We start from the raw sequence: 24,373 nt of genomic DNA on the forward strand, positions 1-24,373 counted from the left end.
CAGAGGAGACGCGAGTGTCCGGATCCGGACGCAACCAGCCATGCCCGTGCGGCTCAGCTCGCAAGACCAAACACTGCTGCGGCCAGCGACGCGGACCGTCCGACGACCAGCTCGCCCGCGCCCACGTCGCCCGGCTCGCACGCCAAGCGATCACTGATCTCGCCGGCCTCACCGACCGCGCGCTCGACCATCTCTCAGAAGGCCTGATGGACCTGCCCGCGATCGACCTATCCCTCGTCGTCACTCTCCCCAAGCTGATCGGCCCCGACCTCCAACGCTGCGCGGATCGATCGAACACGACGACCCCGACTGGGGCTGGGGCGCGCTCACCGCTGTCCCCCGGCAGATCGACACCCCGCAACAGAGAGCACACCTCGCGAGGTCGAGCTCGCCCCGGAGCGCCAGCGACACCCGCGCGTCCTCGCGCTCGACGTCCACGGACCGGCGCGAGGGGTAGAGCTCGGGCTCGTGATGCACGGCCGGCTCGGGAGCGACTTGCGGCAGCCACTCGAGTCACGACGGCAGCTACCAAAAAATTCCGGTCGTCGAGCGGCTTCATGCTCGCCGGCGGGAGCACGGCGCGGACGATCGTCGCATCGATGAGCACGGCGGACGCCAGCCCGACGCCCATCTCCTTGAAGTCGAGGGAGCTCAGCGTCGCGACGATTGAGAACACGCCGATCATCACCGCCGCCGCGCTCGTCACAGTCGCCCGGATCCCGGGCGACACCGCCTCGTCGGTCATCAGCCCGCGCTCGAAGCCCTCCCGGAGACCGCGTCCGGTGTGCAGTTCCGCGCCTACCTGCTCGGCCTCGACGCATCCTGTTGAACGCTTGCCATGGCTCCGGCGGTGCGGCACGATGTACCGAGCCCTTGAAGCACTCTCGGCTTCGCTTCGCGGGCTCATTCGGGCTCGCGCTTCCCCTGCTCATCGTGCTGTTGAGCCTGGTGGGGTACGTCGTCACGAGTGAGACGATCCGTAGGGATCGCGACTCGGACGCGTCGCGGCGTGTCGAGGTCGACACCGTGGGGGCGCAGGTCATCCTCGGGCGTGCGCGGGCGTACGTCGTGGGCTTGGGGAACATCCTGGCGGGCGAGCCGGTCCCAGGCCAGCAGCGCTTCGTCCAGTTGGCGGGCGGCACCGCCGGGGGTGTCGGCCTCCTCGACGCGATGTGGGTCGAGCGCATCCCCGGCTTCGCGCGCAGCACGTACGAGGCGCGCGTCGGCGCTCCCATCACGCGGCTGACGCCGGCAGGGAGCTTCAAGCCTGCCCCACCGGCAGCGTCGTACCTGGCTGCGACCTTCACGACCAATGGCAGCCCGGAGCTGCCGCCGGGGGTGGACGTGTCCCGCTGGCCGGCTCTCGCCACCGCCATCCGTGACCGCTCGTCGGCCTCCGCCGTCAGCGCCAGCGAGCTCGGCTCGCTCGGGGGCCGGCCTGGGTTCTATCTCCTCAAGGCCGGCAGCTTCGGCCATGGACCGAACTCCCGCGGATACCTCGTGGTGTTCGTGCCGCAGGGATGGTTGACCGCCTCAACTGGCGGGGATCCGCGACGTCTGGCGGTCAGCCTCGACGGCCGGCACCTCGAGGGGTTCGACTCTTCGCCCGCCCGCAGCGCGAGCTTCGGCACCCTCGGGCGTCGGTGGCGCATCGACGTTGCGACCGCGCCCTTAACGGGATTCCAGACGCTGCTGCCCTGGCTCGCAATCGCATGGCCCATCGCGGCGGCGCTCATCGCGGTCCTCGTCGTGCGCGGGATCGCGCGGCGTAGGCGGGCCGAGCGCGAGGTCGAGCGGATCTTCGATCTGTCGCTCGACCTGCTGTGCATCGCGGGCCTCGACGGCCGCTTCAAGCGGGTCAACCCGGCCTTCGAGCGGACGCTCGGCTACACGACCCAGCAGCTGCTGTCCCGGCCGTTTCTTGACTTCGTCCACCCCGACGACCGCGCGCGGACCGTTGAGGCGATGGAGATGCTCGAGCGCGGCGAGAAGTTGGTCCAGTTCGAGAACCGGTACATGTGCGGTGACGGTTCCGCGAGGTGGTTGCAGTGGAGCACCCGGCCGATGCCGGACGAGGGGCTCCTGTACGCCGCCGCCCGCGACGTGACCGACCGCCGGCATGCAGCCGACGAGCTGCGCGAAACCCAGCGGATGGTCGAAGCAAGCCGCGACGAACTGCGCCTGCTCGCCGACGAGCAGGCGGCGCTGCGGCGCGTAGCGACGCTGGTCGCGCAGGGCGTCTCCGCCACCGAGGTCTTCGATGCCGTCGCCGCCGAGACGTGCGAGCTCCTCGGGGCTGATTCCACGTACCTGTTGCGCTACGAGTCGGACGGCACAGCCACGGTCGTTGCAGTCAACGGCGACCCCGGCGTGGAGATGGCAGCGGGGACGCGCATGGCGCTCGCGGGCGAACACCCGGCCTCCAGAAGTGCGCCGGACTGCCTCGCCGCGCTTCGTCACCTCGGCCTGGGCTCGGAGCTCGGAGCCCCGATCGTTGTCGAGGGCCGCCCGTGGGGTCTGATCGTCGCCGCCTGGACGCACCAGCAGCCGGCGTCGGCCGGCGCCGAGGCCCGCATGGCGCAGTTCACGGAGCTCGTCGCCACGGCCGTCGCGAACGCCGAGAGCCGGGCCGAGCTCACGGCTTCGCGAGGGCGTGTCGTGGCGGCCGCGGACGAGACTCGCCGTCGCATCGAGCGCGATCTGCACGATGGCACCCAACAGCGGCTTGTCACGCTCGCGATCGAGTTGCACCTGGCACATGCCGAGGTCCCGCCCGAGCTCGTCGAGGTCAGGGCGCAGCTCGCGCAAATCGCCGAACGCCTGAGAGGTGCGACAGCGGAGCTCCAGGAGATCGCGCGCGGCATTCACCCCGCGATCCTCTCCAGGGGCGGCCTCACGCCTGCGCTTACAACGCTCGCCCGGCGCTCGTCCGTGCCGGTCGAACTCGACTCCCGGATCAACGGGCGACTCCCCGACGGCGTCGAGGTGGCCGCCTACTACGTCGTCTCCGAGGCACTCACGAACGCCGCCAAGCACGCCCAAGCGTCCGTCGTGCACATCGCCGTCCAAGCCGAAGACTCGACCGTCGCGCTCGTCGTCCGCGACGACGGCCTCGGCGGCGCCGATCCGAGACGCGGCTCCGGACTCATCGGTCTCAGAGACCGCGTCGAGGCGCTCGGCGGAACGATCGAGATCACCAGCAACGCCGGCAACGGCACATCGTTGCTCGCCAAGTTCCCAATCGAGGGGTGGGTGGCGCACGGGTATGGGTTGTCTCGGTAGAGCAGCGTGGTCGGAGCGCGCCGGGCCGTAAATGACAGGCGTCATCCGGCCGCGCAGCCAATCCGGGTGGCCTTCGCAAGGGGCCGGATGGCGACTGTCGCCGCGGAGCGGTGCTCTCCACCAGCGACCTATCGTCTTAATCAGCTCGGACGGATCCGACCGTTTGTGCGACAGCCACGCACGCGGAAGTGGAAGCCGGACGCGCGGGCCGAGCCGCCCGCTGAAAGAGGCCAGCGACGGAGTGCCCAGTTCCGGCGAAAGCAGTGGCGAAGTCTCGTCGGTAGCACCAACCGCGGTAGCTGATGGGAGCCGCGTTCAGTTGTTCGCAGAGAAGCCCGCACAGGGAGCGTGAGCTGTGCGCTGGGCGCGCCCCACCCATCAGGTCGTGTTGAGGACGACGATGGGCACTGGATCGTTCCCTAGGGGCGCCGCTAGCACTCGCTGCGCCAGGGTGAGTGCCGCGGCGCGTCGCGGCGCCTGCTCGACGACGGCGCGGTCGTAGCTAGGGTCCACCAGCTTTGGGGTCAGGGGCGCCTGCGCATCCGCGGTCAATGGCACGTCCCCTAGTGAATGCTCGGATCGGCGATGTCATCCGGAACCGTGACGAAGCCGTCACCCTCGGAGGGCGCGATCGAACGCGAGGTCCCGACCACCGCGTACCCGGCGCTGACCAAGGCGCCGGCAATGCCGGCGCCTATGCCCTGCGACGCGCCGGTGACGATCGCGACCTTCATGCGACCAGGTACGTCTCGTAGATCACGCCGTCCTGTTGGCGGCCGGCGACGCTGATGAAGACACCTTTGTTCAGCCAGTCGAGGTCGCGCGACGCGGTCTCGATCTGGGTGGAAGTGCGGAAGACGTACTCACTCGGGTCGACGTCTTCACCGCGGGCGAGCCGTGCGAGGACCTCAGCGCTGCCGTGGCGCACGCCTCGTGACCGGACGTAGAGAAGCGCGCCGCCGTCGGTCTGCAGCGTGTAGCGGATGTCGCCGAGCGCGGTGCCGTCCGGCAGCACGATCTGCCAGTCGGCGCTCGCGCCCGACAGCAGCTTGCCGTTGAGCTCGGGCCCTGCGAACGTGCCCCCGGTCAAGGGCACGATGCGGCGGTGTCCCTGGCTGACCTCGCCGACGTCGAGCGGGTCACCGAGCGCGGCCTCGAGGCGGTAGACCGGCGTCAGTCGGGGCGCCGGCAGCCGGCCGGTCATAGGCGCAGGACCGTCGCCGACGCGATTGGCCGGGTCGTTGGGGTGCGGGCCGAGCGGCGTGACCGTGATCTTCATCCACCGGTACAGCGGGAGAGCGCCCAGCAGACGGTCGAGCTCGGCGTGGCCGTCGGCGCGGTACAGGCCAAGGACCGTGGTGCCGCCACTGGGGGCTTCCCGGGTCCAGACCCGCAGGAGATGGCCCTTCTCCACCAGCTGGGCGGCGGCGGCGGCCTCGGCTCTCGTGCGCTCCTCGACCTCGGTCTCGGGCGTTCCGTCCGGCACCCTGATCTCGAACTCGACAAGGAACTCCATGATGCCCTCCGCGGTCGTACTCGGGAAAGACGACGCTGGCGAGACCGACTCCCGACGCGGCGCCCCAGACGGCAAGCGCCCGCCGACGCGCCCCGGTCTTCGCGAAGGCGTGGGCGATCAACACGAGCGAGCTCGCCATCAACCAGACGGCACCCATGCCCTGCGCGATCCGCGCTGCGACCAGGAACGCGACGGAGCCGGCGACGGCGCATGCTGCGCTGGCGAGGACGAACACCGTCAGCCCGACGAGAAAGCCGGTGCGAGCGCCCCTGCGGTCGGCCAGCGAGCCGGCGAGGAGGAGCAGTGAAGCGAACGCGACGGTATCTCCGTCGACAACCCGCTGCGCCGTCGACGGCGCACCGCCGAGGTCGGCGCCGATCGCCCGCAGCGCGACATTCACGATCGTGGCGTCGAGCGTGATCATCAGGAACCAGGCCGAGATCGCGGCCAACGCCAGCGCCTGACGCTGCGACCGTCCACGGCTCGGTGCGATCGGGACACACTGTGCGGCCGGCAGCTCCATGCGAGAGAGCATGCAGCCTGCGCGCGTGTTCGGCCACGACCGGTTGGCTCACGCTGTTAGGCGCCGGCTAACACCCGGCGTATCGTTCGGCGCATGGAGCTGAGGCTGCTCCGCTATTTCGTGGCGGTCGCCGAGGAGCTTCACTTCGGCCGGGCGGCAGAGCGGCTGAACATCGCCGCGCCGTCGCTGTCGCAGCAGATCAAGTCGCTCGAGGCCGGCGTCGGTACGCCGCTGTTCGTCCGCGATCGCCGCCATGTCGAGCTGACCGCAGCCGGGAGGATGCTGCTTCCCGACGCCCGCGAGATCCTCGAGCTCAGCGCGAGCGCGCGCCGCCGGCTGGCGGGAGCCACCGGAGCGTTGCGGATCGGCTACGTGAGCTGGCTTCCCGATGGGCTCACCGATTCGGCGGCATTGCACATCCGCGTCGACGAATGGGTCATGCCCAGCCACGTTCAGATCGGGCGCGTCCCCGACGGCGGACTCGACGCGGCCGTCGCATGGGCCGGCTCGCGCGATGACCGACTCGACTTCCGCCTGCTCTGGCCCGAACCGCTCGTGGCCGTCACCGCGGCCGGGCGCTTGGGAAAGACCGTTCAGGGGCGCAAGCTGCGGGTCCTCGTAGACGCCGACCTGACGTCATGGCAAGCCTGGAACGACTTCGCGGGGGAGTTCGCCGAGGCGACCGGTGCACGCGTCCAACACATCGATGACGGCGGCATCGCCGGCTCGGCATTCCACGACCGCGCCCTTCGTCTCAACGCACCGGTGCTGATGTCGCCGAAGCGGTACACCGACACTCTGCCAGCACGCCTACGCACCCTGCCGGTCGTCGATCCGTGCCCGCTCTGGTGCTGGTCACTCGTCACACGCGCAGACGACGGTCGCGAAACCATCGCCGCTTTACGCGAACACGCGAGCGCGGTGGCGCGGACCGCGGGACTGCACGCCGTTCCCGTCGGACCGACCTGGCTCCCCTCGAGGGACCCGCATCGAGAGGAACTCGCGCCGCATGACTCCGGGCGCTGATGGGCGATCCCATCGTGGCGCGGCGGTCGCTCGCGGGGCGGGCAGCCGCTCGTGCTTCGCGGCGAGCCCGGCAATCGGAAAATCGCGCTGTTGTCCGAGGCCGAGCGGCCGGCACGTGAGCCCTGCATGACCGTGCTCACGGCGACCGGCGTTCAGTCGGAGGCGCATCTGCCGTTCGCCGGGCTGCATCAGCTGCTTCGGCTAGTGCGCGGCGTGCGAGCGAGCTCCGAAGCTCGAGAGCCGCAGCGAATGGTCCTCTGCCGTCGCCCCGACCACAGTCTTGGGAGAATCCGGATGAGGTGGACGCCTACTTCGGGCGCGCGACGCAGCAGGCTCCGGGCCCACGAGCAGCGATCGCCATCGCATTGGGTACTCGCAGCGGGCCGGGTACCCGAACGCCGCTGAAAGATCGCGAAGTGCGACGTCCGCCGCCGACGGTTGAGCGCTTGAGATCCGGTATGTACGCAGGGATTTCGCCGTGTGAGAGACTTCCGCGCGGCGTCCTGAAAAATCGTGGTGTCCCCGGTTCGAGTCGGGGTCTCGCCATCCAACGAACCGCCTGCTACAGGCGGTTTTTCTTTGCTCGGGGCCTCGTGGCTCGGGTGGTTCGAACCCCTGGTCGGGCCATCCGTGGCCCAATCCGTGGCCCAGCGGCGGGTCATTTCGCCCCGTTGAGCTGCTTTCGCGCCTTGCGCACGAGCTGGTCGAAGGCCCGCCCGTGCTCGCGCTTGACGCGCTGCTGCAGTTGTGCGCAGACGTCCATCGTCATCTTCGAGTCCTCTTGGCCCACCTGGCCCATGACCCACAGCACGTCGAAGTTGTTCGCCACCAGCGCGATCGAGATGTACGTGCGGCGGAGCGTGTGCGGCGTCGTGCGCGACAGCGGTGCGCTACGCCCGCCCGCCCGCGACCTCTCGCGCGAGAGGCGAGCAGTCACGTTGCCGATCGACCCACCTGACTGTCCTATATTCGTCAGGCACCGAAATTGGGAGCGTGTTCCTCATGTTCGGCGCGCGCGGCGACCTGGGTTATTGGGGTGGTGTGCGGCAGGTATTCGGCGCCGGTGTCATGGGGCGCGGTGTCCTCGCGTACGTGAGGGCTGACGTCGAACCTCATCGTTGTTCTGGCGTCGTCGTAAATGGGCCAGCCCGGGTCACCATCGGTTGCGAAGTTGATCCAGGTCTGGTGCATGGCGTGGGTGAGGGCCTCGGGTGCTGCGTCACCGATGAGACGGCGGCATGCCTGGGTTGTGTCGAAGACGAACGGGACGTCCAGGCCGTGCGCGGCGCCGTGTAGCGGTGATCGCCATGCGAACTCGTAGACGTAAGTGCGGCCTGGGTGGCGAAGCGCAGTACGGCGGCTTGGTGATCGGAACATCAGGTCCGTGTAGGTGGCTGTGAGTGCATCTGCGGCGGTGACACTCGTGGTGTGGAGGCCGTGGCGTTCGAGGAGTGCCTCGGCGGCGGGGTAAGTGGCGGCCAGCTCGGCTACGGCGCGATGCTCGTCGAAGCCGGCGAACTCGTCGGCACCGAGACCGAGGTTGGCTTCTTCGAGCGTTGTGCCGATCAGCAGGTCGATGCCGCGCGAATGTGCGCTCGGAACACCCACCGGGTCGGGGAGGACGTCGTCACCGGTGGTGGGGAGGAACAGCGCGCGACGGTGGCCCGAATCGACACCGTGCTCATCGCGGAGGTCCGGGCGGGGTTCGTGTCTGAGCAATGCTGCCTGCGCGCGTAGCACGTCGGGGGCAGAGATTGCCCGGAATGCGTCTGCTGTCGAGGGGACCCCGAGCCGGGACGCGAACGCCTTCGTCAGTGCTTCGGTGAGCTCGAGCCGGCGGGCCATCTCGTCGTGTCCGCTCTGGACGATCGCTCGCTGGAACAGTCCGGCGGCCATCGGGGAATGCAGCAGGAACGCGACCGAGGTGCCGCCGGCCGATTCACCGAAGACGGTGACGTTGTCCAGGTTGCCGCCGAACCCGGCGATGTTGTCGCGAACCCAGTGCAGCGCTGCGATCTGATCGCGCAATCCGATGTTCGTGCTCCCACCGGTCGGCGCGAGGAAGCCTTCCGCCCCGAGTCGGTAGTTGACGGTGACCAGAACGACGCCGTCGCGAGCGAACGCGGTGCCGTCGAAGGCGGCGGCGCTGCCCGAGCCGATCATGAACCCGCCGCCGTGGATGTAGACCATCACCGGAAGCCCACTCGTGCCCGGATCGGGTGTCCAGACGTTGAGATTGAGGTACTGGCCGTCGCCGGTGACCCAACCCGGCCCGATCAGCGGCGCGAGGTCAGCATGGGCTGGGTTCACAGCCGGCTGCGGTGCGGTAGCGCCATAACCGGTGACGATTCGAGTCCCTTCCCACCGTTCGGCAGGGCCCGAGGGTGCGAATCGGCGGTCGCCCACCGGAGCCGCCGCGTAGGGGATTCCCAGAAAGCGGGCAACCTCGCCCGTGCGGTCACCGGAGAGTCGCCCCGCCGCGGTATTGACAATGTGAACAGTCATCGGTGGTAGTCCCCTTGGTCTGTAGGCACGAAGCCGAACGGCTGGGCCGACAGTGGTCGCGCTAACCGGCAACCTCGCCTGCCCCAAGCCTGCCATCAGCATCCGCGCCCCTGGCTGAGACCGCTGCGACCGGGTCGTGTTTGCGGTCGTAGTAGTAGCGCCCGTCCGGCAGCTGCGTGATCCTCACGCCGCCCGTCCCGCCTGCCGCTCGATCGCATGGAGCTCGTCGACGAAGGTCTGTGAGCGGCCGCCACGGCGAACGCCCATGACTGACCCGTAGACCGGCGGCTCGTAGCGCGGCCGCACCTGACACCGCTCCTTCCACTCCCGAAAGCCTCACGCTCGACCCGGACCCGAGTCCCCCACCTTGTACGCGCGCAGAGCGGTCCAGGGCGCCGCGAGAGACAGCCGGTAGCAGGCCTGCCCCCGAAGCCGGCGGCGCCTTAGCCTCGAGAATCAGCGAATCCGCATCGCTCGGCCTTGTAGCAGCGAACTACGCTGATCACGATGCCGGCCGCCACCGACACCGCCGATCGCACCGCCGACGTCTTCATCCCGGCGGAGTTCGCGACCTGGCAGCCACCGCCCGGCTCAGGCATCGTCGGCTCCCTCGCCACTGCACGGCTGGTCGTCAACTACGAGGACGAGGCCGACACCTACGCCGACCGCGTGCGCATCGCCTGGGGGCACTTCATCGCGCAGACCCCGACGACGAAGCGCCGCGAGCTTCGGCGCTTCGACGTGATCGCCGTCGGGACCTACGACGCACGAGACGGCCAAGTCGTCGTTGACTCGTATCTCAGCGAACTCGTCATGCGCTTCTTGGCCATCGACCCCGACGCACGGCATGCCACCGAAGCGCTCAAGCGTGAGTGCCAATCCACCCACACACAGCACCAGCGGCGCCGCCACATACGCCAGCTGCTCGCCGGCGCCGGCAAGAACAGAGCTCAAGCCGAGGCCGCTCGCGAATGCGCACACCGCTACGGCCACGACGATCTTCTGACGTAGCTCCGCCGATGAGCTTGGTAGGTCCGGTTGCCCGGACCCTGCCGAGCAGAGCTCGACCACGACGACCGGGCGGCCGATGACCGGTGTCGCCGAGACATGGGTACCGGTCGGGGAGAGTTGGCTCGGGCATCGCCCGGAGCCGTTGATCCATGAGCGCGTTCGCGTCCGCCCTGGCGCGACGCGACTGGGCGGGTGGACCGCGCCGACCGACGACTTCGTCGCCGAGCACGGCGAGGACATCCCGCCCAAAGCGGGAGTCGGTTTGCGCCGTCAACCCGCCCGAACGGGCCGCGACGTGGGATGCGCGGTTCCCGCGCGAGGACGACGATCTCGGGGATCAGGAGCCTTCTTCTTGGTGTCGATCGTTGAGTGACCGGGGCTAGGCGTTCGTCGTCGCCCGGTCCAGCCACTCCGCGAAGCGGATCTCACCCATGCGGGGATCGTCCCCGGGAGTCAGCGACCCGTCGTCGAGCAGAGCGCCGAAGTAGCGGGCCTGCGGGTCGGCGATGACCTCGCCGGCATCGCCCTTGCCGGCCAGGAGCAGGCGTGCGAACTCGGCCATGGGAAGTGCCTCGGGGCCGGCCAGCTCGACGGTGCCGCCCAGCGGCGTTCCGGTGGCGATCTCCGCCAGGACCGCGGCGACGTCGCCGGCGGCGACCGGCTGGAACAGCGCACACGGAAGCCGGACCTTGTCGCCCTCGGTGGCGGAGTCGGCGATGGCGCCGACGAACTCGAAGAACTGGGTGGCCCGGAGGATCGTGTAGGGGACCCCGTGGCCCTTGACGAGTTCCTCCTGCGCCGCCTTGGCCCGGAAGAACCCGATGTCCGGGAGGCGGTCGGTGTTGACGATCGAGAGCACGACGTGGTGGCCGACGCCCGCCGCCTGCTCGGCCGCGAGGAGGTTTCGCGACGACGTCTGGAAGAACTGCATCACCGCCGTGTCCTCCCAGTCCGGTGCGTTGGCCACGTCGACGACGACCTGGGCTCCCTCGAGCGCCTCCGCCAACCCCTCACCCGTAACCGCATCGACGCCGGTGCTGGGCGAGGCGGCCACGGCGTCGTGCCCGTGGGCCGCGAGGTTGTTGACGAGCTTGCTCCCGATGAGCCCGCTTCCGCCGATGACGACGATCTTCATGAGGTTCCCTTCCGTGTCGTGGTGCAGATTGCGTGAGGGTCATGCCGCTGCCGGCTCCTCGGCCTCGGCGCTCGCGCGCTCGAAGACATGCCGCCCGATCGGCGGCGGCCAAGGCCCGTGGTGCCCGATCGCGCGCGCGGCGCCGTGGATCGTCAGCGCGGCGGCCATCCAGGCGAGGAGGACCAAGATCGGCGTCGTCGTCCCGCCGCCGCCGTAGTACACCGCGCCTTTGAGCGCCTGCAGCGCGGCATGGCTCGGCAAGACCGGAGCGATCGAGCGATAGAAGTCGGGCACGAACTCGGGCCCGACCGCTCCGCCGGTGGCGGGCAGGCTGAACAAGGTCAACAGCACCATCGCGATGCCGACCCCCGGCGCGCCGACCCACCGGACCAACGCGGTCGTGACAAGGGCGATCACGGCGGCCAGCAGCGCCGCGATGCCGGCCACCGCGAAGAACGAGGCGGCCAGGCCATCGGCGACGAGGTTCGTGGCGATCGCACCCACCGTCCCGGCGAGTGCGACGAAGAGCGCCATCAGCGTCAGGCGCAACCGCAGTGATGCGCCGCCCGCGTGTCCGCCGAGCAGGAACAGGATCGCGCTGAAGATGGTCGCGCCGAGCGTCGTCCCCGCCACCACGAAGAACGCCGCGATGCCGCGCGAGTCATGCGAGGGAAGCGGCGCCGCGTCGTCGATCTGCAGCCGCTGCCCCTGTGCGGACGCCGCCCCGCCGAAGGCCGCCCGCAGCACGTTCGTCGCGTTGGCGCCGGAAGCGCCGGCCAGCAACAGCCTCGGCGAGCCGCGGCCCGGGACGAACGCCCCGTCGATGCGCTGGGCGCGCAGCGCGTCGCGCGCGGCAGCCAGGTTCGGGTAGCCGTGGACGTCGAACGCGCCCGGCAGCGCTTGCGCGAGCTCGCGGCCGACCTGCACGACCACCGGCGCCGGTCCCACGACGCCGATGTCCAGGTCGTTCGGCCGAGGGTCGTGAAGCGCAGACGTGAAGAAGGTGATGAAGGCGAAGCTGACGACAAGCCCGGCGAGCACTGCCGGGAGGAGTCTGCGGATGAGGATGCGCTCGGCCATTCTTGGTTGGTCCTTGGTTGCGAACTCAACGTGGTTGATATCAACGTGGTGGATATTGTTCAAGGGCAGAATGCGTCCAGGGACGGCTCGATGACGAAGACCGGGCGGCGACCCGGCGACAGCGGCACCCGCCGCGCAATCGCTACAGCCGCGCAGCGTCAGTTCGGCGAGCGCGGCTTCGCGAAGACCACGATCCGATCGGTCGCCGAGGAGGCCGGCGTCGATCCCGCGCTCGTCATGCAGTTCTTCGGCTCCAAGGATCAGCTTTTCGCGCAGTCGATCCGCTGGCCGTTCGACCCGGTCGAGGAGATCGGCGCCGTGATCTGCGGAGATCGCACGACCGCAGGAGCGCGGCTCGTCGCCCTCTTCGTACGGACGTGGGACGCGGAGCGTGGCCGCAACCCGATCGTCACCCTGCTCCGGGCGGCCACGACCCAAGACGCCGCCGAGCGGCAGTTGCGGGACTTCCTCGAGCATGAGCTCCTCACGCCGTTGGTCGAGGGGCTGCATTGCGATGCGCCGGCAGTCCGCGCCAACCTCGTCGCGGCGCAGCTGCTCGGGCTCGGAATCGCGCGCTATGTGCTGCACTTCCAGCCGCTCGCCGCGATGCCCCCTGAGGAGGTCGTCGCGCTCCTCGCGCCGCTCGTGCAGTCGGCGCTCACAGGCCCGCTACCTCGCGCAAGAAACTGACCCCTCCCTCGCCGGCGCAGTTCGCCGCTACCCGCGGCGCACGAGCGCGCGGCGGAGGGACGTCTCCGAGGCCGCGGGGCACCTTCGGGCCATCGCATGGGAGGCGCCGCGCCTCGACGGGGACCCGATCGCATCGGTCGCGGGGAGCCGGATCCCGGTCTGCCGGGTGGTCGTGGTGGGCCATCGTGTCGCGTTGTGCCCCGGCCGAGCGACGGTTAGCGTTCTTGGGCGAGCACGCGCACGCCGCCGCGGAGCACGTGCGCAACGGGAGGAGTGCCATGAGCGCGTCAGTTCGCGTCGCGTGGATCGCCGTTCTGCTCGCGATCGGCGCGGTTGCCGTGGCCGGCTGCGGGGGCCACAAGCAGAAGGGCGGTGGGACGCGCGCCGGCGGCTCGATCAACGTCGCGATCGTCGACACCCCGAACATGCAGGACCTCGCCCATCTCACGCCGTCGCTGTTCACCGACAGGACCCACATCAAGGTGAACTACACGATCCTCGACGAGGGGACGTTGCGTGAGGTCACCACGCGCGACGTGGCCTCCAGCGGCCGCCAGTTCGACGTGGTGATGATCGGCCCGTACGAGGCGCCGCAGTTCGGCAAGGACGGGCACATCAGGGACCTCACGCCGATGGCCTCCGCCGACCGGGCCTACCGCCTGGACGACGTCATCCCGACGATACGGAAGGCCCTGTCGTACCACGGCAAGCTCTACGCGTCGCCGTTCTACGGGGAGTCGTCCTTCCTGATGTACCGCAAGGACGTCCTGAAGCGAGCCGGCATCCAGATGCCGACGCACCCGACCTGGAGACAGGTTGCCGAGATCGCCCGGAGGATCGACACGCCCGCTCGGGCCGGCATCTGCATGCGCGGCAAGCCGGGCTGGGGCGAGCTCGGCGCCTCGTTCGGCACGGTGCTGAACACGTTCGGTGGAACGTGGTGGTCCGCCAGGCCTGACGGCTCGGTCGGCAGGGCGATGGTCGACCAGCCGCCGTTCCGGCAGGCGCTCCAGTTCTACGTCGACCTCGTCAGGGACGCGGGCGAGAACGGCGCCGCCGGCGCGAGCTACAACCAGTGCCTCGCCCAGTACCTGCATGGCAAGGTCGCGATGTGGTACGACGCGACCGTCGCCGCCGGCCTGCTCGAGGCCGACGACAGCGACGTGAAGGGCAAGAACGGCTACGCCCGCGCCCCGGTCGAGCTGACGAGGTCGTCGGGATGGCTCTGGTCGTGGGCGCTCGCCATCCCGTCGACGTCGAGCAAGGCGGGCCTGGCCTGGAGATACATCTCGTGGGCGAGCGGACCGCAGTACATCCATGAGGCCGGCACGAGCATCCCCGAGGGGTGGGCGGCGATCCCGCCGGGCACGCGCCGGTCGACCTACGAGATCCCCGAATACCTGAGGGCCGCCCGCGCATTCGCCCGGCCGACGCTCGAGGCCATCGAGTCCGCGCCGATCGACGACCCGGGCACGACGAAGCGGCCGGGGCTGCCGGCATCCGGAGCCTACGTCGGCATCCCCGAGTACCAGGACGTCGGCAACCAGTGCACCGAGCAGTTCTCCGCCGTGATCGCCGGCCGGTCGTCGATCGATTCGGCGCTCAGCAACTGCCAGACGATCGCGTCCCGCGTCCCGAAGTGACGTTCGACCACTGACAGCCACGGCCCGCGGTGCCTCTGACGTCCTGCCTTGCCGGGGGCATGGCGACGGAGCAGAATCAAGGGAATCCCTCGAAATCTGGCCGTGCGGCCGCGACAGATCGCACCTGTAGCGCTGGTCCTCGCGCTCACCGTTGCGGGCTTCATCGCCGCCCGCCTGCTCACCGAGCGGGATGCGCGACGGGACTCCGAGCGACGCGCCGAGGTCGCGGCGGCGCAGATCGGTGGCCGCCTCGCGCAGGCGGCGTCGCTCACCGAGAGCCTCCGCCGGTTCATGCTGGACGCCAGCGGCACCGGGGTCACGAGCGACCAGTTCGCGAGGAACGCATCCAGGTGGCTCAGCCCGGCGGGCTTCCCCGCCGCCGCATGGGTCGAGCGCGTTCCGGGCTCCCGCCGCGCGGCGTACGAGCGGCGTATCGGCCAGCCCATCGTGACACCCGACCAGCGGGTCAGCGGATCCCGCTCCTCCTACCTGCCGGCGACGCTGGTGTCCGGCTTCTATCCCATGGCCGTGCCCGGCACCGATCTGAGCGGCGAGCCGGGGATGGCCGCGGCACTCGCTCGCGCGACCCGCCGCGATGACGTAGCCGGGACCCCTGTGGAACCCCCGAGCACCGGGACCAGCGGGCTCTTCCTCGTCTCGCCGGCGCCGAATCTCGTCGCGGAGGTCCTCGACCCGGGGTACGTGGTCGTCTTCGTATCGGACCTCACGCTGCGTGCGGCGGCCAGGGGCTCGCCGGCGGTGCGGATCGCGGCCGCAGGCACATCGCCGGAGAGCCGCGCGAAGACCGTCAGCAGGACGCTCGCCGTCGCAGGGCAGCGGTTCGACGTCGTGGTGCCGCGGGAATCGGTCCGGGACGCCGCGGCGGTGCTGCCTTGGCTCGTCCTCGCCGCCGGGCTCGTCCTTGCCGCGCTGGCGGTCGCGCTCGGCATCAATGGAGCACGGAGAGCCAGGGCACAGGAAGAGCTCGACCGCATCTTCACGCTCTCCTCCGACCTGATCGCGGTCGCCGACTTCAACGGATGCTTCAGGCGCGTCAATCCGGCTGCCGAGCAGATCCTGGGGTACACCGAGGAAGAGCTCCTCTCGAGGCCGTATCTCGACTTCGTCCACCCCGACGACCGTGAGAGGACGGCGGTGGAGACCGCCGCGATCGGTCAGGGCAACGCGACGCTGTCGTTCGAGAACCGCTACGTCCGCAAGGACGGCACGCTGAGGGTGCTCGAGTGGCAGACGACGCCGATCGTCGAGGACGGGTTCGTGTATGCGGTGGCGCGCGACGTGACGGAGCGCCGGCAGACCGAGACCGAGCGGGAGCGTCTGGCGGGCGAGCAGGCGGCACTGCGGAGGGTGGCGACGCTGGTCGCGCGCCAAGCGCCCCAGGCCGAGGTCTTCCGGGCGATCGCGGAGGAGATCGCGCACACGCTCGGCGCGGATGAGATGTGGATGCTGCGATACGACGGCGACCTGACCGCGGTCGTCGTGGGCAGCTCCGGCGGGCATGACGACGCCTTGCCCGTCGGCTCGCGCCTGTCGCTGGAAGCCGACACCGCCGCCTCGCGGGTGTTCCGGACAGGACACACGGCGTCGATCGACGACTCCCGGGCGATGAGCGGGCCCCTGGCGGAGACCGCCCGCTCGATCGGGATCCGCTCGATCGTGGGGGCGCCCATCCGCGTGGAAGGCCGGCTCTGGGGTGCGATGGTCGCGGGCACGACTCGCCGGCATCTGCTGCCGCCGGATACCGAGTCCCGCCTCGGGCAGTTCACGGAGCTGATGGCCACGGCGATCGCCAACACGGAGTCGCGTGCCGAGGTGGAGCGTCTCGCCGAGGAGCAGGCGGCGCTGCGGCGGGTGGCGACCCTCGTCGCGCGCGAGGCGCCCCAGACAGAGGTCTTCACCGCGATCGCGGAGGAGGTCGGCCGGCTGCTCGGCACCGAGCAGGCCCGGATGCTGCGCTATGAGGACGACCGGAGCGTCGTCCTGGTCGCCAGCGGCGGCGAGGCCGCAGATGCCCTGCCCATCGGGGCGCGCTGGGAGCTGGGCGGCGAGAACATCGTCTCGCGCGTGTTCCGGACCGGGCGACCGGCCAGGCTCGACGACTACGGCAAGACCTCGAGCGGCCCGATCGGCGAGGCGGTTCGCCCGGTCGGCATCAGCTCCGTCGTGGGGACGCCGATCATGGTGGAAGGCCGGCTGTGGGGTGCGATGGTCGCCGGGACGAGTCGGGACGTGCCCATGCCGCGGGGGACCGAATCGCGCCTGGGCCAGTTCACAGAGCTGATGGCCACCGCGATCGCCAAGACCGAGTCGCACGCCAGGGCGGACCAGCTCGCGGACGAGCAGGCGGCGCTGCGGCGCGTCGCGACGCTTGTCGCCAAGGAGGCGTCGCTGGCGGAGGTGTTCGAGCGGGTTGCCGAAGACGTGGCGAAGGTGTTCGGTGACGTCGACTGCGCCCTCCTGCGCAACGACCGTGACGGGAACGCGCGTGTGGTGGCCATGTGGGACGCAGACGGCTCCGCCCGCTTCTCGGTCGGGACGCCGGTACCGCTCGACGGCGGCGGCGTCGTGCCGGCGGTCCTCGAGGAGGGCCGGCCTGCCCGGATCGACGACTACTCGGACATCGTCGAGCCCGTCGGCCGGCGCGCCGAGGGGCTCCGGATCCGCTCGGCCGTCGGCTGTCCGATCGTCGTCCGCGGCCGCCTGTGGGGCGTGATGGGCGTCGCGAAGCCGGAGGCCGGTGCGTTTCCGCCGGACACCGAGGCGCGCGTCGCTCAGTTCACCGAGCTGATCGCGACCGCCATCGCCAACGCCGAGGCCCGCGCGGAGGTGGAGCGGCTCGCCGACGAGCAGGCCGCGCTGCGGCGGGTGGCGACGCTCGTCGCGCAAGGCGTGCAGCCGGCCGAACTCTTCTCGGCCGTCAGCGTGGAGGTCGGTCGACTGTTCGGCTCGGACCTGGCAGCGGTCAGCAGGTTCGACTCCGACCCTCCGTCCTCCGTCGTCGTCGGCTCGGCGAAGAGCACCGAGGCGATCGCCATCGGATCGCGATCCGCGGTCGACGACGAGACGAGTGCGGCGCAGGTGTATCGCACCGGGCGCTCCGCCAGGAGCGACGGCGAGGACTGGGCGACGGTCGGCGACCCCACCGCCGTCCACGCGCTTCGCGCGGGCGCCGTCTCCTCGGTCTCGAGCCCGATCGTCGTCGAGGGTCGTCTGTGGGGCGCCGTCACCGTGTCGGCCAGAGCGTCGCTCCCGGTGGACACCGAGGAGCGCCTGGAGAAGTTCACCGAGCTCGTCGCAACCGCGATCGCGAACGCCGAGTCGGGCGAAGCGCTCGCCCGGCTCGCCGACGAGCAGGCGGCGCTGCGCCGCGTGGCGACGCTGGTCGCGGAGGGGGCCTCGCCGACCGCTGTCTTCAACGCGCTCGCCGGCGAGATGGCACGGTTGCTGGATGCCCAGCACGTCGTGGTGGGCCGCTACGAGCCCGGCGCCGAGCTCACCGTGCTCGCGCTCCGCGGCTCGAGCGCACACGCGGTCCCCGCGGGTGCGCGGATAAGCCATGAAGGCGACAGCGTGGAGGCGGTGGTGCGGCGCACCGAGCGCTCCGCGCGGATGGAGAGCTATGCAGGTGCGCGCGGCGTCATCGCCGAGCTGGCACGGGCGGCGGGCGTGCGTGTGGCGGTCGGAGCGCCGATTGTCGTGGACGGCCGGCTCTGGGGCGTCGTCTCGGCGGGCTGGAACTGGGAGGAGTCCCCGCGCGCCGACACCGAGCAGCGGATGGCCAAGTTCGCCCAGCTGCTCGAGACCGCGATCGCGAACGCCGACAGCCGCGACCAGCTCACGGCCTCGCGGGCGCGGCTCGTGACCGCGGCGGACGAGGCCCGCCGCCGCGTGGCCCGGGACCTGCACGACGGCGCGCAGCAGCGGCTGGTGCACACCATCGTGACGCTGAAGCTCGCGCAGCGGGCGCTCGACCAGCGCGACGGCCAGGCGGCGTCGGTCGTCGGCGACGCGCTCGAGCAGGCGCAGCACGCCAACGCGGAGCTGCGCGAGCTGGCCCACGGAATCCTCCCCGCGGCCCTCACGAGCCGCGGCCTGCGGGCCGGCCTCGAGGCGTTCGTGGCGCGGCTCGACCTGCCGGTCGAGGTGGAGACTCCGGCCGAGCGGTTCTCGGCGGAGATCGAGGCGAGCGCGTACTTCATCGTGGCCGAGGCGCTCACCAACGTCGTCAAGCACGCGCACGCGAGCCGCGCCGAGGTCGTCGCATCCGTACACGATGGGATGCTCGAGCTCGAGGTTCGCGACGACGGGACCGGCGGCGCTGATCCCGGCGGTCACGGAGTGGTGGGGATGAGCGACAGAGCGGCCGCGCTCGGGGGCCGGCTGAAGATCGACAGTCCGCCCGGCGCCGGCACGCTCCTGACCGCCACGCTGCCGCTCTCAGGCCGCTAGCGGCCCAACGTTCCGCGGAGCCGTCCCGCGGGTGCGACGATCCAGGGAGCGTGATCGGCGAGATCGTCAGCGTGAACCCGTTCGGCGAGCGATTCGAGCCCGGGTCCGGCACGGCCTTCGTCGTGCTGATCTCGTTCCTGGTCGCCTTCCTCGCGATCCGCACGAGCGCGCGGCTGACGCGCAGCGTCTCGTGGTGGCCGGGCGGCGTCCAGACGGGCGGCGTCCACCTGCATCACCTCGTGTGGGGCATCTGCCTGCTGCTCCTGTGCGGCTTCCTCGGCTTCGCCGCGCCGCTGCAGGCGCCGCTGTGGCACATCGTCGCGATCGGCTTCGGCGTGGGCGCGGGCTTCACGCTGGACGAGTTCGCGCTCTGGGTCCGGCTCCAGGACGTGTACTGGAGCGAGGAAGGCCGGACGTCGTTCGACGCCGTCGTCTGCACGTGCACGTTCGCCGCGCTCGTCGTGATCGGGACGCGCCCCTTCGGGCTCGACGAGGCCTCCTCGATCCTCGGCACCGCCGCCGTGGTGGCCGGCGTCACGGGCCTCGCCGTCGCCTGCTTCGCCAAGGGCCGCCTCATGCTCGGCGTGATCGGCCTGTTCGTGCCGGCCGTCGCGCTCGCCGGCGCGATCCGGCTCGGGCGCCCCGACTCGCTGTGGGCCCGCCGGCGGTACGACCCCGAGCGGCGGCGGCGCTCCGAGGAGCGCTTCGCCTCCACGCGGCCGATGCAGCGCGCGTGGCAGCGCATGGGCGACCTGATCGCCGGCAAGCCGAGCGAGTAGCGCCCACCCGATCGGGTCCGCCGCCGCTCCGTCGCTCGCCACCGCCGAGACCCTCGCCTACGGTCATACGCGCCCATGCCCTTACCTCGCAGGGCATCCCGCGTGCCGGCCGGGGTCAGCGTGGCTGCCGCGCTCGCCCCGGCCGCCGCGGTGGGCGAACAGCCCGTGGGATTCTTCGCTTCCGTAGCCCGCCGATGAGTCGGCGCGCGCCGTGTCGTTACACCGCGCATGACTGCTCTTCTGACGAACAAGACGGCGATCATCTACGGCGGCGGCGGCTCGCTCGGCGGCGCCGTGGCCCGGACCTTCGCCCGCGAGGGCGCGACGGTTCACCTCGCGGGACGCACGCGCGAGCCGATGGAGGCGGTCGCGGCCGAGATCGCCGCGGCCGGCGGACGCGCCGAGGTCGCCGTGCTGGACGCCACCGACGAGGCGGCCGTGGACGCCCACGCCGCCGCCGTCGGCCGCATCGACATCTCGTTCAACCTGATCAGCCGCGGGGACGACCAGGGCACGCCGCTGGTCGACATGTCGCTCGAGCGCGTGCTCGGCGCGATCAACACCGGCGTGACGACCGCGTTCCTCACCGCCCGCGCCGCGGCGCGGCACATGGACGGCTCAGGCGTGATCCTGCACCTCACGAGCGGGTCCTCGCGGGGCACCCAGCCGGGCATGGGCAACACCGGCCCGACCGACGCGGCGACCGAGGCGCTGCACCGCTACCTCGCCGCCGAGCTCGGGCCGCGCGGCGTGCGCGTCGTCGGCATCCACACCGCGGCCGTGCGCGAGACACTCAAGGCGGAGAAGATCGCCGCCGTCAACGGTGCGGACCCCGCCGCGATCGACGTGGACGCGATCCTCGGCGGCATCGCCCAGATGACGATGCTGCGGCGCCCGCCGGCGCTGCAGCAGATCGCGGAGACCGCCGCGTTCCTCGCGTCCGACGGCGCCGGCGCGATCACCTCGGGCATCGTGAACGCGACCTGCGGCCTGGTCCCGGGATAGCCGCCGCGACGGCATCGGTACGGTTGTGCCCGATGCCGCCCGACGTCCGCCGCAGAGCGGCCGCGGCGCTCACGGTGGCCGCGTCGACGGCGGAACGGTCGCCGGCGCGGCGATCGAGAAGCTGCGGCCCGACCTCGCGGCCAAGCTCGAGCAGGGCGGCCGGGTACGGGTCGCCACGGCGCGCATCGGCAGCGCGGCCGGCGACCTCGCCCGGCTGGCGAACCGCGTCCGCGTGCTGTCCTGGCTGCTCGCCGCGCTCACCCTGGCGGCCGGGGCGGCGGCGATCGCGCTCGCGCTCGACCGCCGCCGCGCGATCGCGCGGCTCGGCGTCGGCGCCGCCACGGCGGGCGTGGCGATCGTCGTGGCCTACACGGCGGCGCGCGCGGTCGTGCTCGCGGGCGTGAGCGACCCCGACGAGCGCGCCGCGGCCGCCGGGGTCTGGACCGCGTTCCTCGGCGACCTGCGCACGCTCGGCTGGGCGCTCGGCGGCGGGGGGATCGTCGTCGCGGCGGCCGCGGACTCGCTGATCCGCCCGGTCGCCATCGAGGGAACGCCGGCGCGCGCATGGAGGACGGTCGCCGCGGAGCCGCGCAGCACGCCGCGCCGCCTCGCCCGCGCGGCCGCACTGATCGCGGCGGGCGCGATCGTGATCGCGCAGCCGCTGACCGTCGTGCAGGTCGCCGCGATCGTCGGCGGCGTCTACCTCGTGTACAAGGGGCTCGAGTCGGCGCTGCGCGGCGTCTACCGCCCGCGCCCGGAGCACGAGCCCGCGCGGCGGCGCCGCGCCCCGCTCGCCGCCGTGATCGTGCCGGCCGCCCTGCTCGTCGCCGGCAGCGCCGGCGCGTTCGTCGCCGCCGGCGGCGCCGCCGCCCCGGGGCCCGCGGTGGACGCGTGCAACGGCGCCGTCGCGCTGTGCGATCGCCCGCTCGACCAGGTGGTGCTGCCCGCGACCCACAACGCGATGTCAGCGCCGCTGCCGGGCTGGGCCTCGGCCGAGCAGGACCGCTCGATCGGCGGCCAGCTCGAGGACGGCATCCGAGGCCTGCTGGTCGACACCCACTACGCCGACCGGCTCCCCGACGGCCGCGTGCGCACGTACTTCGGCACCGACGCCCAGCTGCGGCGCACGGCGCAGCAGGACGGCGTCAGCGAGGCGAGCATCCAGGCGGCGCTGCGGCTGCGCGAGCGGCTCGGATTCCGGGGCGAGGGCGAACGCGGGATGTACCTCTGCCACACGTTCTGCGAGCTCGGCGCGACGCCGCTGGCGGACGCGCTGAAGGACATCCACGACTTCCTCGCGACCCATCCGTCCGACGTCGTCGTGGTGATCAACCAGGACTACGTGACGCCGGCGGACTACGTCAAGGCCGTCGGCGACGCCGGGCTGGTCCCCTACGCGTTCTCCGGCGACCCCGCCACGACGACGCTGGGGCAGATGATCGACTCCGGCCGGCGGCTGATGCTGCTCGCCGAGAACCACGCCGGCGCGGCGCCGTGGTACCGGCTCGCCTACGCGAGCCTGACCGAGGAGACGCCGTACACGTTCAAGAGCGCGCGGCTGCTGACCGACCGGGCGGACCTCCCCGCGAGCTGCAAGGCCAACCGGGGCCCGGCGAAGGCGCCGCTGTTCCTGATCAACCACTGGGTCTCGACCGACCCGATCCCGCGCCCGAGCGACGCGGCCAAGGTCAACGCGTACGCCCCGCTGCTGGCGCGCGCCCAGGAGTGCGAGCGCCTCCGCCATCACCTGCCCAATCTGCTGGCCGTCAACTTCTACAAGCGCGGCGACCTCTTCCGGGTCGTCGACACCCTCAACCGCACGGTCCAGGCCGGCGGACTGAAGTAGCGCCGGCGATCCGCCGGTTCGCCATGTCGCCGCGGCCGGCCGCGATGAGCCCGCCGGCGGAAGCACGAGAACGATCCTGCGAGTTCGCGATGTCATGCGCCCAGACTCCCGGTTCAGTGCGAGCGGACTGAGATCCTCGGAAGAAATCGCTGAGAGCGCTAGGCTCCAAGTATGGAGCCTGATCGCTTCGACGACGTCGAGCTCCGCGTGATCGAGGACCCCGTCGCGCGCGGCCCGCGCCGCTCCACCCGGTGGGTGCTCGCGCTCGTCGCGGGCCTGCTCTCGGCCGCCACGCTCGCCGCCGGAGCCTCGGCGCTCACGGCCTCGGCGGGCCGGCCGGCCAGCCCGTCCGGCCAGCAGCTGCTCAACGAGGTCACGAGCGACGCCGCCTGGTCGGGGCTGCGCCCGTGTCCCGAGCAGAACCTGACGGCGCCGCCGTCGAGCTCCGTGCGCGACTGAAGACGACCTTGCCGCCTGCTTCGCGGCGCTTTGGGGGGCGACGCGTGCGATCTCATACGCCCCAGGCGGGCCATCGCCTGAATGGGCCATTCCCGTCATCGAGACCCGGGTAGCGGTACTAGCCTTGCGGGCGGTGCCCGGTGATCGTAGGCAGGCGATCCTCGACGCTGCGATCACCGTGATCGCGCGGCGGGGCGTGCGCGGGCTGCGCGTGGAGCAGGTCGCGAGCGAGGCGGGCGTCGCGGTGTCGCTGATCTACTACTACTTCGTCAATCGCAACGGCCTCGTGCGGGCGACGCTCGAGCACGCCAACGCGCGCGCGGCGCGGCGCGGCGCGGACGGCGACGCCGAGGCGATGCTGCTGGCCGAGCTCGACGACGCGGCGCACGACACTTCTGTGGTGTGGGGCGAGGTGCTCGCCTCGGCGGTGTTCGAGCCGGCGCTGCGGGAGGGGATGGCCGAGGCCAGCAACACGTGGAGCCGGCTCGTCGCCACCGCGATCGACGGCGGCTCGCCGCAGGCGCTGGAGAAGGCCGAGCGCCTGACGGCGCTCCTGGACGGGCTGAGCGCGCGCCGGCTCGCGGGCCTGATCACAGGCGCGCGGGCGAAGGAGCTGATGCGGGGCGCGATCGCCGCGGAGCTCGCAACCGGATGAGGCGCGCCCTCCCCCTGCTCGCCGCGCTCGCGCTGCTGTGCGCGCCGGCCGCCGACGCCGCCGTGCCCAAGCCGGCCATCGTCTCCAAGCCGATCCCCTTCGGCGCCAAGCGCAAGCTCCAGACCGCCGCCTACGCCAAGCGCCATTACGGCGTTGCGACGTACCGGCTGACCGACCCGCACGTGATCGTCGAGCACTACACCGTCACCAGCTCGTTCCAGCAGACCTGGAACACGTTCGCGCCCGACACGCCGGATGCCGAGCTGCATGAGCTGCCCGGCACGTGCTCGCACTTCGTGATCGACCGCGACGGCACGATCTACCAGCTCGTCCCGCTCTCGATCATGTGCCGCCACACGGTCGGGCTCAACTACACGGCGATCGGGATCGAGCACGTCGGCTCCAGCGACGCGCAGATTCTCTCGGACTCCCGCCAGATGGCCGCGTCGCTGCGGCTCACGCGCTGGCTGCGCTGCCGTTACGGGATCGGCGTGCGCAACGTGATCGGGCACGCCGAGAGCCTCTCCTCGCCATACCACCGCGAGAACGTCGCGCGCCTGCGCACGCAGACGCACGGGGACATGACGCACGCCGCGATGACGAAGTACCGGCGTCAGCTCTCCGCGCGCGGGACCTGCTCGTAGACCTCGGCTGCGAGCGTAGAGCGGCGCGCCGCAAGTCTTAAGGCAGCTTGATGAGGCCATTAGCCCCGACTTGAGATTCCGGTGCAGGATGCTCTTCGTGCTCG

At 71.3% G+C, this 24,373-nt stretch carries 19 protein-coding genes and 1 pseudogene; 13 read left to right on the forward strand and 7 right to left on the reverse strand.

Annotated features, from left to right (window positions below; translation table 11 throughout):
- Nucleotides 1-14 precede the first annotated feature (14 nt).
- Nucleotides 15-971 (forward strand): SEC-C metal-binding domain-containing protein, encoded by a 957-nt coding sequence (locus H958_RS49015; RefSeq protein ID WP_407641127.1) that lies wholly within the window; start codon nt 15-17, stop codon nt 969-971.
- The gene (locus tag H958_RS42905; RefSeq protein ID WP_051323917.1) at nt 874-3,282 is read left to right on the forward strand and encodes a sensor histidine kinase; all 2,409 of its coding nucleotides are present in this window, start codon (nt 874-876) and stop codon (nt 3,280-3,282) included. Before H958_RS49015 ends, H958_RS42905 begins: the two co-directional genes overlap by 98 nt.
- A gap of 563 nt (nt 3,283-3,845) precedes the next feature.
- Here H958_RS42905 and H958_RS45990 read toward each other — a convergent pair.
- The 3 genes and pseudogenes from H958_RS45990 to H958_RS49020 form a co-directional block, all read right to left on the reverse strand.
- On the reverse strand, nt 3,846-4,016 hold the full coding sequence (locus H958_RS45990; RefSeq protein WP_156027745.1) for an SDR family NAD(P)-dependent oxidoreductase: 171 nt from the start codon (nt 4,014-4,016) through the stop codon (nt 3,846-3,848).
- Nucleotides 4,013-4,798, reverse strand: coding sequence for a muconolactone Delta-isomerase family protein (locus H958_RS42910; RefSeq protein WP_051323918.1), 786 nt, complete (start codon nt 4,796-4,798; stop codon nt 4,013-4,015). Before H958_RS42910 ends, H958_RS45990 begins: the two co-directional genes overlap by 4 nt.
- A 49-nt stretch (nt 4,799-4,847) precedes the next feature.
- A pseudogene (locus tag H958_RS49020) lies at nt 4,848-5,333 on the reverse strand (MFS transporter); the annotation flags it as partial.
- 81 nt (nt 5,334-5,414) lie between these two features.
- On the opposite strand from H958_RS49020, the gene H958_RS48865 reads away from it, so the two are divergent.
- Nucleotides 5,415-6,347, forward strand: a complete 933-nt coding sequence (locus tag H958_RS48865; RefSeq protein ID WP_028058087.1) for a LysR family transcriptional regulator — start codon at nt 5,415-5,417, stop codon at nt 6,345-6,347.
- Nucleotides 6,348-7,005: 658 nt separating this feature from the next.
- On the opposite strand, the gene H958_RS0106690 is transcribed toward H958_RS48865, so the two are convergent.
- Nucleotides 7,006-7,284, reverse strand: a complete 279-nt coding sequence (locus H958_RS0106690; RefSeq protein ID WP_028058088.1) for a site-specific integrase — start codon at nt 7,282-7,284, stop codon at nt 7,006-7,008.
- Nucleotides 7,285-7,319: 35 nt separating this feature from the next.
- Nucleotides 7,320-8,852, reverse strand: a complete 1,533-nt coding sequence (locus H958_RS35535; protein ID WP_051323919.1) for a carboxylesterase/lipase family protein — start codon at nt 8,850-8,852, stop codon at nt 7,320-7,322.
- Between the two features lie 507 nt (nt 8,853-9,359).
- On the opposite strand from H958_RS35535, the gene H958_RS0106700 reads away from it, so the two are divergent.
- The gene (locus tag H958_RS0106700) at nt 9,360-9,863 is read left to right on the forward strand and encodes a hypothetical protein (RefSeq protein ID WP_028058089.1); all 504 of its coding nucleotides are present in this window, start codon (nt 9,360-9,362) and stop codon (nt 9,861-9,863) included.
- Between the two features lie 379 nt (nt 9,864-10,242).
- Here the strand turns inward: H958_RS0106700 and H958_RS0106705 are convergent, their stop codons facing one another.
- A complete protein-coding gene (locus H958_RS0106705) occupies nt 10,243-10,998 on the reverse strand; it encodes an SDR family oxidoreductase (protein ID WP_028058090.1) in 756 nt (251 codons plus the stop codon).
- Between the two features lie 39 nt (nt 10,999-11,037).
- On the reverse strand, nt 11,038-11,925 hold the full coding sequence (locus H958_RS0106710; RefSeq protein ID WP_231379186.1) for a hypothetical protein: 888 nt from the start codon (nt 11,923-11,925) through the stop codon (nt 11,038-11,040).
- A 243-nt stretch (nt 11,926-12,168) separates the two neighbouring features.
- On the opposite strand from H958_RS0106710, the gene H958_RS48135 reads away from it, so the two are divergent.
- From H958_RS48135 to H958_RS0106755, 9 genes are all read left to right on the forward strand, one after another.
- Nucleotides 12,169-12,768 (forward strand): TetR/AcrR family transcriptional regulator, encoded by a 600-nt coding sequence (locus H958_RS48135; RefSeq protein ID WP_028058092.1) that lies wholly within the window; start codon nt 12,169-12,171, stop codon nt 12,766-12,768.
- Between the two features lie 278 nt (nt 12,769-13,046).
- On the forward strand, nt 13,047-14,411 hold the full coding sequence (locus tag H958_RS0106720; protein ID WP_028058093.1) for an ABC transporter substrate-binding protein: 1,365 nt from the start codon (nt 13,047-13,049) through the stop codon (nt 14,409-14,411).
- A gap of 102 nt (nt 14,412-14,513) precedes the next feature.
- Nucleotides 14,514-18,881, forward strand: a complete 4,368-nt coding sequence (locus H958_RS44885; protein WP_081685664.1) for a GAF domain-containing protein — start codon at nt 14,514-14,516, stop codon at nt 18,879-18,881.
- 50 nt (nt 18,882-18,931) lie between these two features.
- Nucleotides 18,932-19,660: a hypothetical protein gene (locus H958_RS35540; protein ID WP_156027749.1), complete on the forward strand. Its 729-nt coding sequence runs from the start codon at nt 18,932-18,934 to the stop codon at nt 19,658-19,660.
- Nucleotides 19,661-19,888: 228 nt separating this feature from the next.
- A complete protein-coding gene (locus H958_RS0106735; RefSeq protein ID WP_028058095.1) occupies nt 19,889-20,665 on the forward strand; it encodes an SDR family oxidoreductase in 777 nt (258 codons plus the stop codon).
- 25 nt (nt 20,666-20,690) lie between these two features.
- A complete protein-coding gene (locus H958_RS0106740) occupies nt 20,691-22,511 on the forward strand; it encodes a PI-PLC domain-containing protein (protein ID WP_028058096.1) in 1,821 nt (606 codons plus the stop codon).
- Between the two features lie 171 nt (nt 22,512-22,682).
- Nucleotides 22,683-22,970: a hypothetical protein gene (locus tag H958_RS0106745; RefSeq protein WP_028058097.1), complete on the forward strand. Its 288-nt coding sequence runs from the start codon at nt 22,683-22,685 to the stop codon at nt 22,968-22,970.
- Nucleotides 22,971-23,103: 133 nt separating this feature from the next.
- Nucleotides 23,104-23,625, forward strand: coding sequence for a TetR/AcrR family transcriptional regulator (locus tag H958_RS0106750; RefSeq protein ID WP_028058098.1), 522 nt, complete (start codon nt 23,104-23,106; stop codon nt 23,623-23,625).
- Nucleotides 23,622-24,269, forward strand: coding sequence for an N-acetylmuramoyl-L-alanine amidase (locus H958_RS0106755; RefSeq protein ID WP_028058099.1), 648 nt, complete (start codon nt 23,622-23,624; stop codon nt 24,267-24,269). Before H958_RS0106750 ends, H958_RS0106755 begins: the two co-directional genes overlap by 4 nt.
- Nucleotides 24,270-24,373 lie beyond the last annotated feature (104 nt).

The sequence above is a fragment of the Candidatus Solirubrobacter pratensis genome (assembly GCF_000425945.1).
GTDB lineage: Bacteria > Actinomycetota > Thermoleophilia > Solirubrobacterales > Solirubrobacteraceae > Solirubrobacter > Solirubrobacter pratensis.

What these genes read in the sequence shown, in the direction of transcription:
- H958_RS48135 (WP_028058092.1), top strand. Translation starts at nt 12,169, where the DNA reads ATGACGAAGACCGGGCGGCGACCCGGCGACAGCGGCACCCGCCGCGCA.
- H958_RS0106745 (WP_028058097.1), top strand. Translation starts at nt 22,683, where the DNA reads ATGGAGCCTGATCGCTTCGACGACGTCGAGCTCCGCGTGATCGAGGAC.
- H958_RS42910 (WP_051323918.1), bottom strand. Translation starts at nt 4,798, where the DNA reads ATGGAGTTCCTTGTCGAGTTCGAGATCAGGGTGCCGGACGGAACGCCC.
- H958_RS0106700 (WP_028058089.1), top strand. Translation starts at nt 9,360, where the DNA reads ATGCCGGCCGCCACCGACACCGCCGATCGCACCGCCGACGTCTTCATC.
- H958_RS35535 (WP_051323919.1), bottom strand. Translation starts at nt 8,852, where the DNA reads ATGACTGTTCACATTGTCAATACCGCGGCGGGGCGACTCTCCGGTGAC.
- H958_RS0106720 (WP_028058093.1), top strand. Translation starts at nt 13,047, where the DNA reads ATGAGCGCGTCAGTTCGCGTCGCGTGGATCGCCGTTCTGCTCGCGATC.
- H958_RS0106705 (WP_028058090.1), bottom strand. Translation starts at nt 10,998, where the DNA reads ATGAAGATCGTCGTCATCGGCGGAAGCGGGCTCATCGGGAGCAAGCTC.
- H958_RS0106755 (WP_028058099.1), top strand. Translation starts at nt 23,622, where the DNA reads ATGAGGCGCGCCCTCCCCCTGCTCGCCGCGCTCGCGCTGCTGTGCGCG.
- H958_RS0106735 (WP_028058095.1), top strand. Translation starts at nt 19,889, where the DNA reads ATGACTGCTCTTCTGACGAACAAGACGGCGATCATCTACGGCGGCGGC.
- H958_RS45990 (WP_156027745.1), bottom strand. Translation starts at nt 4,016, where the DNA reads ATGAAGGTCGCGATCGTCACCGGCGCGTCGCAGGGCATAGGCGCCGGC.
- H958_RS48865 (WP_028058087.1), top strand. Translation starts at nt 5,415, where the DNA reads ATGGAGCTGAGGCTGCTCCGCTATTTCGTGGCGGTCGCCGAGGAGCTT.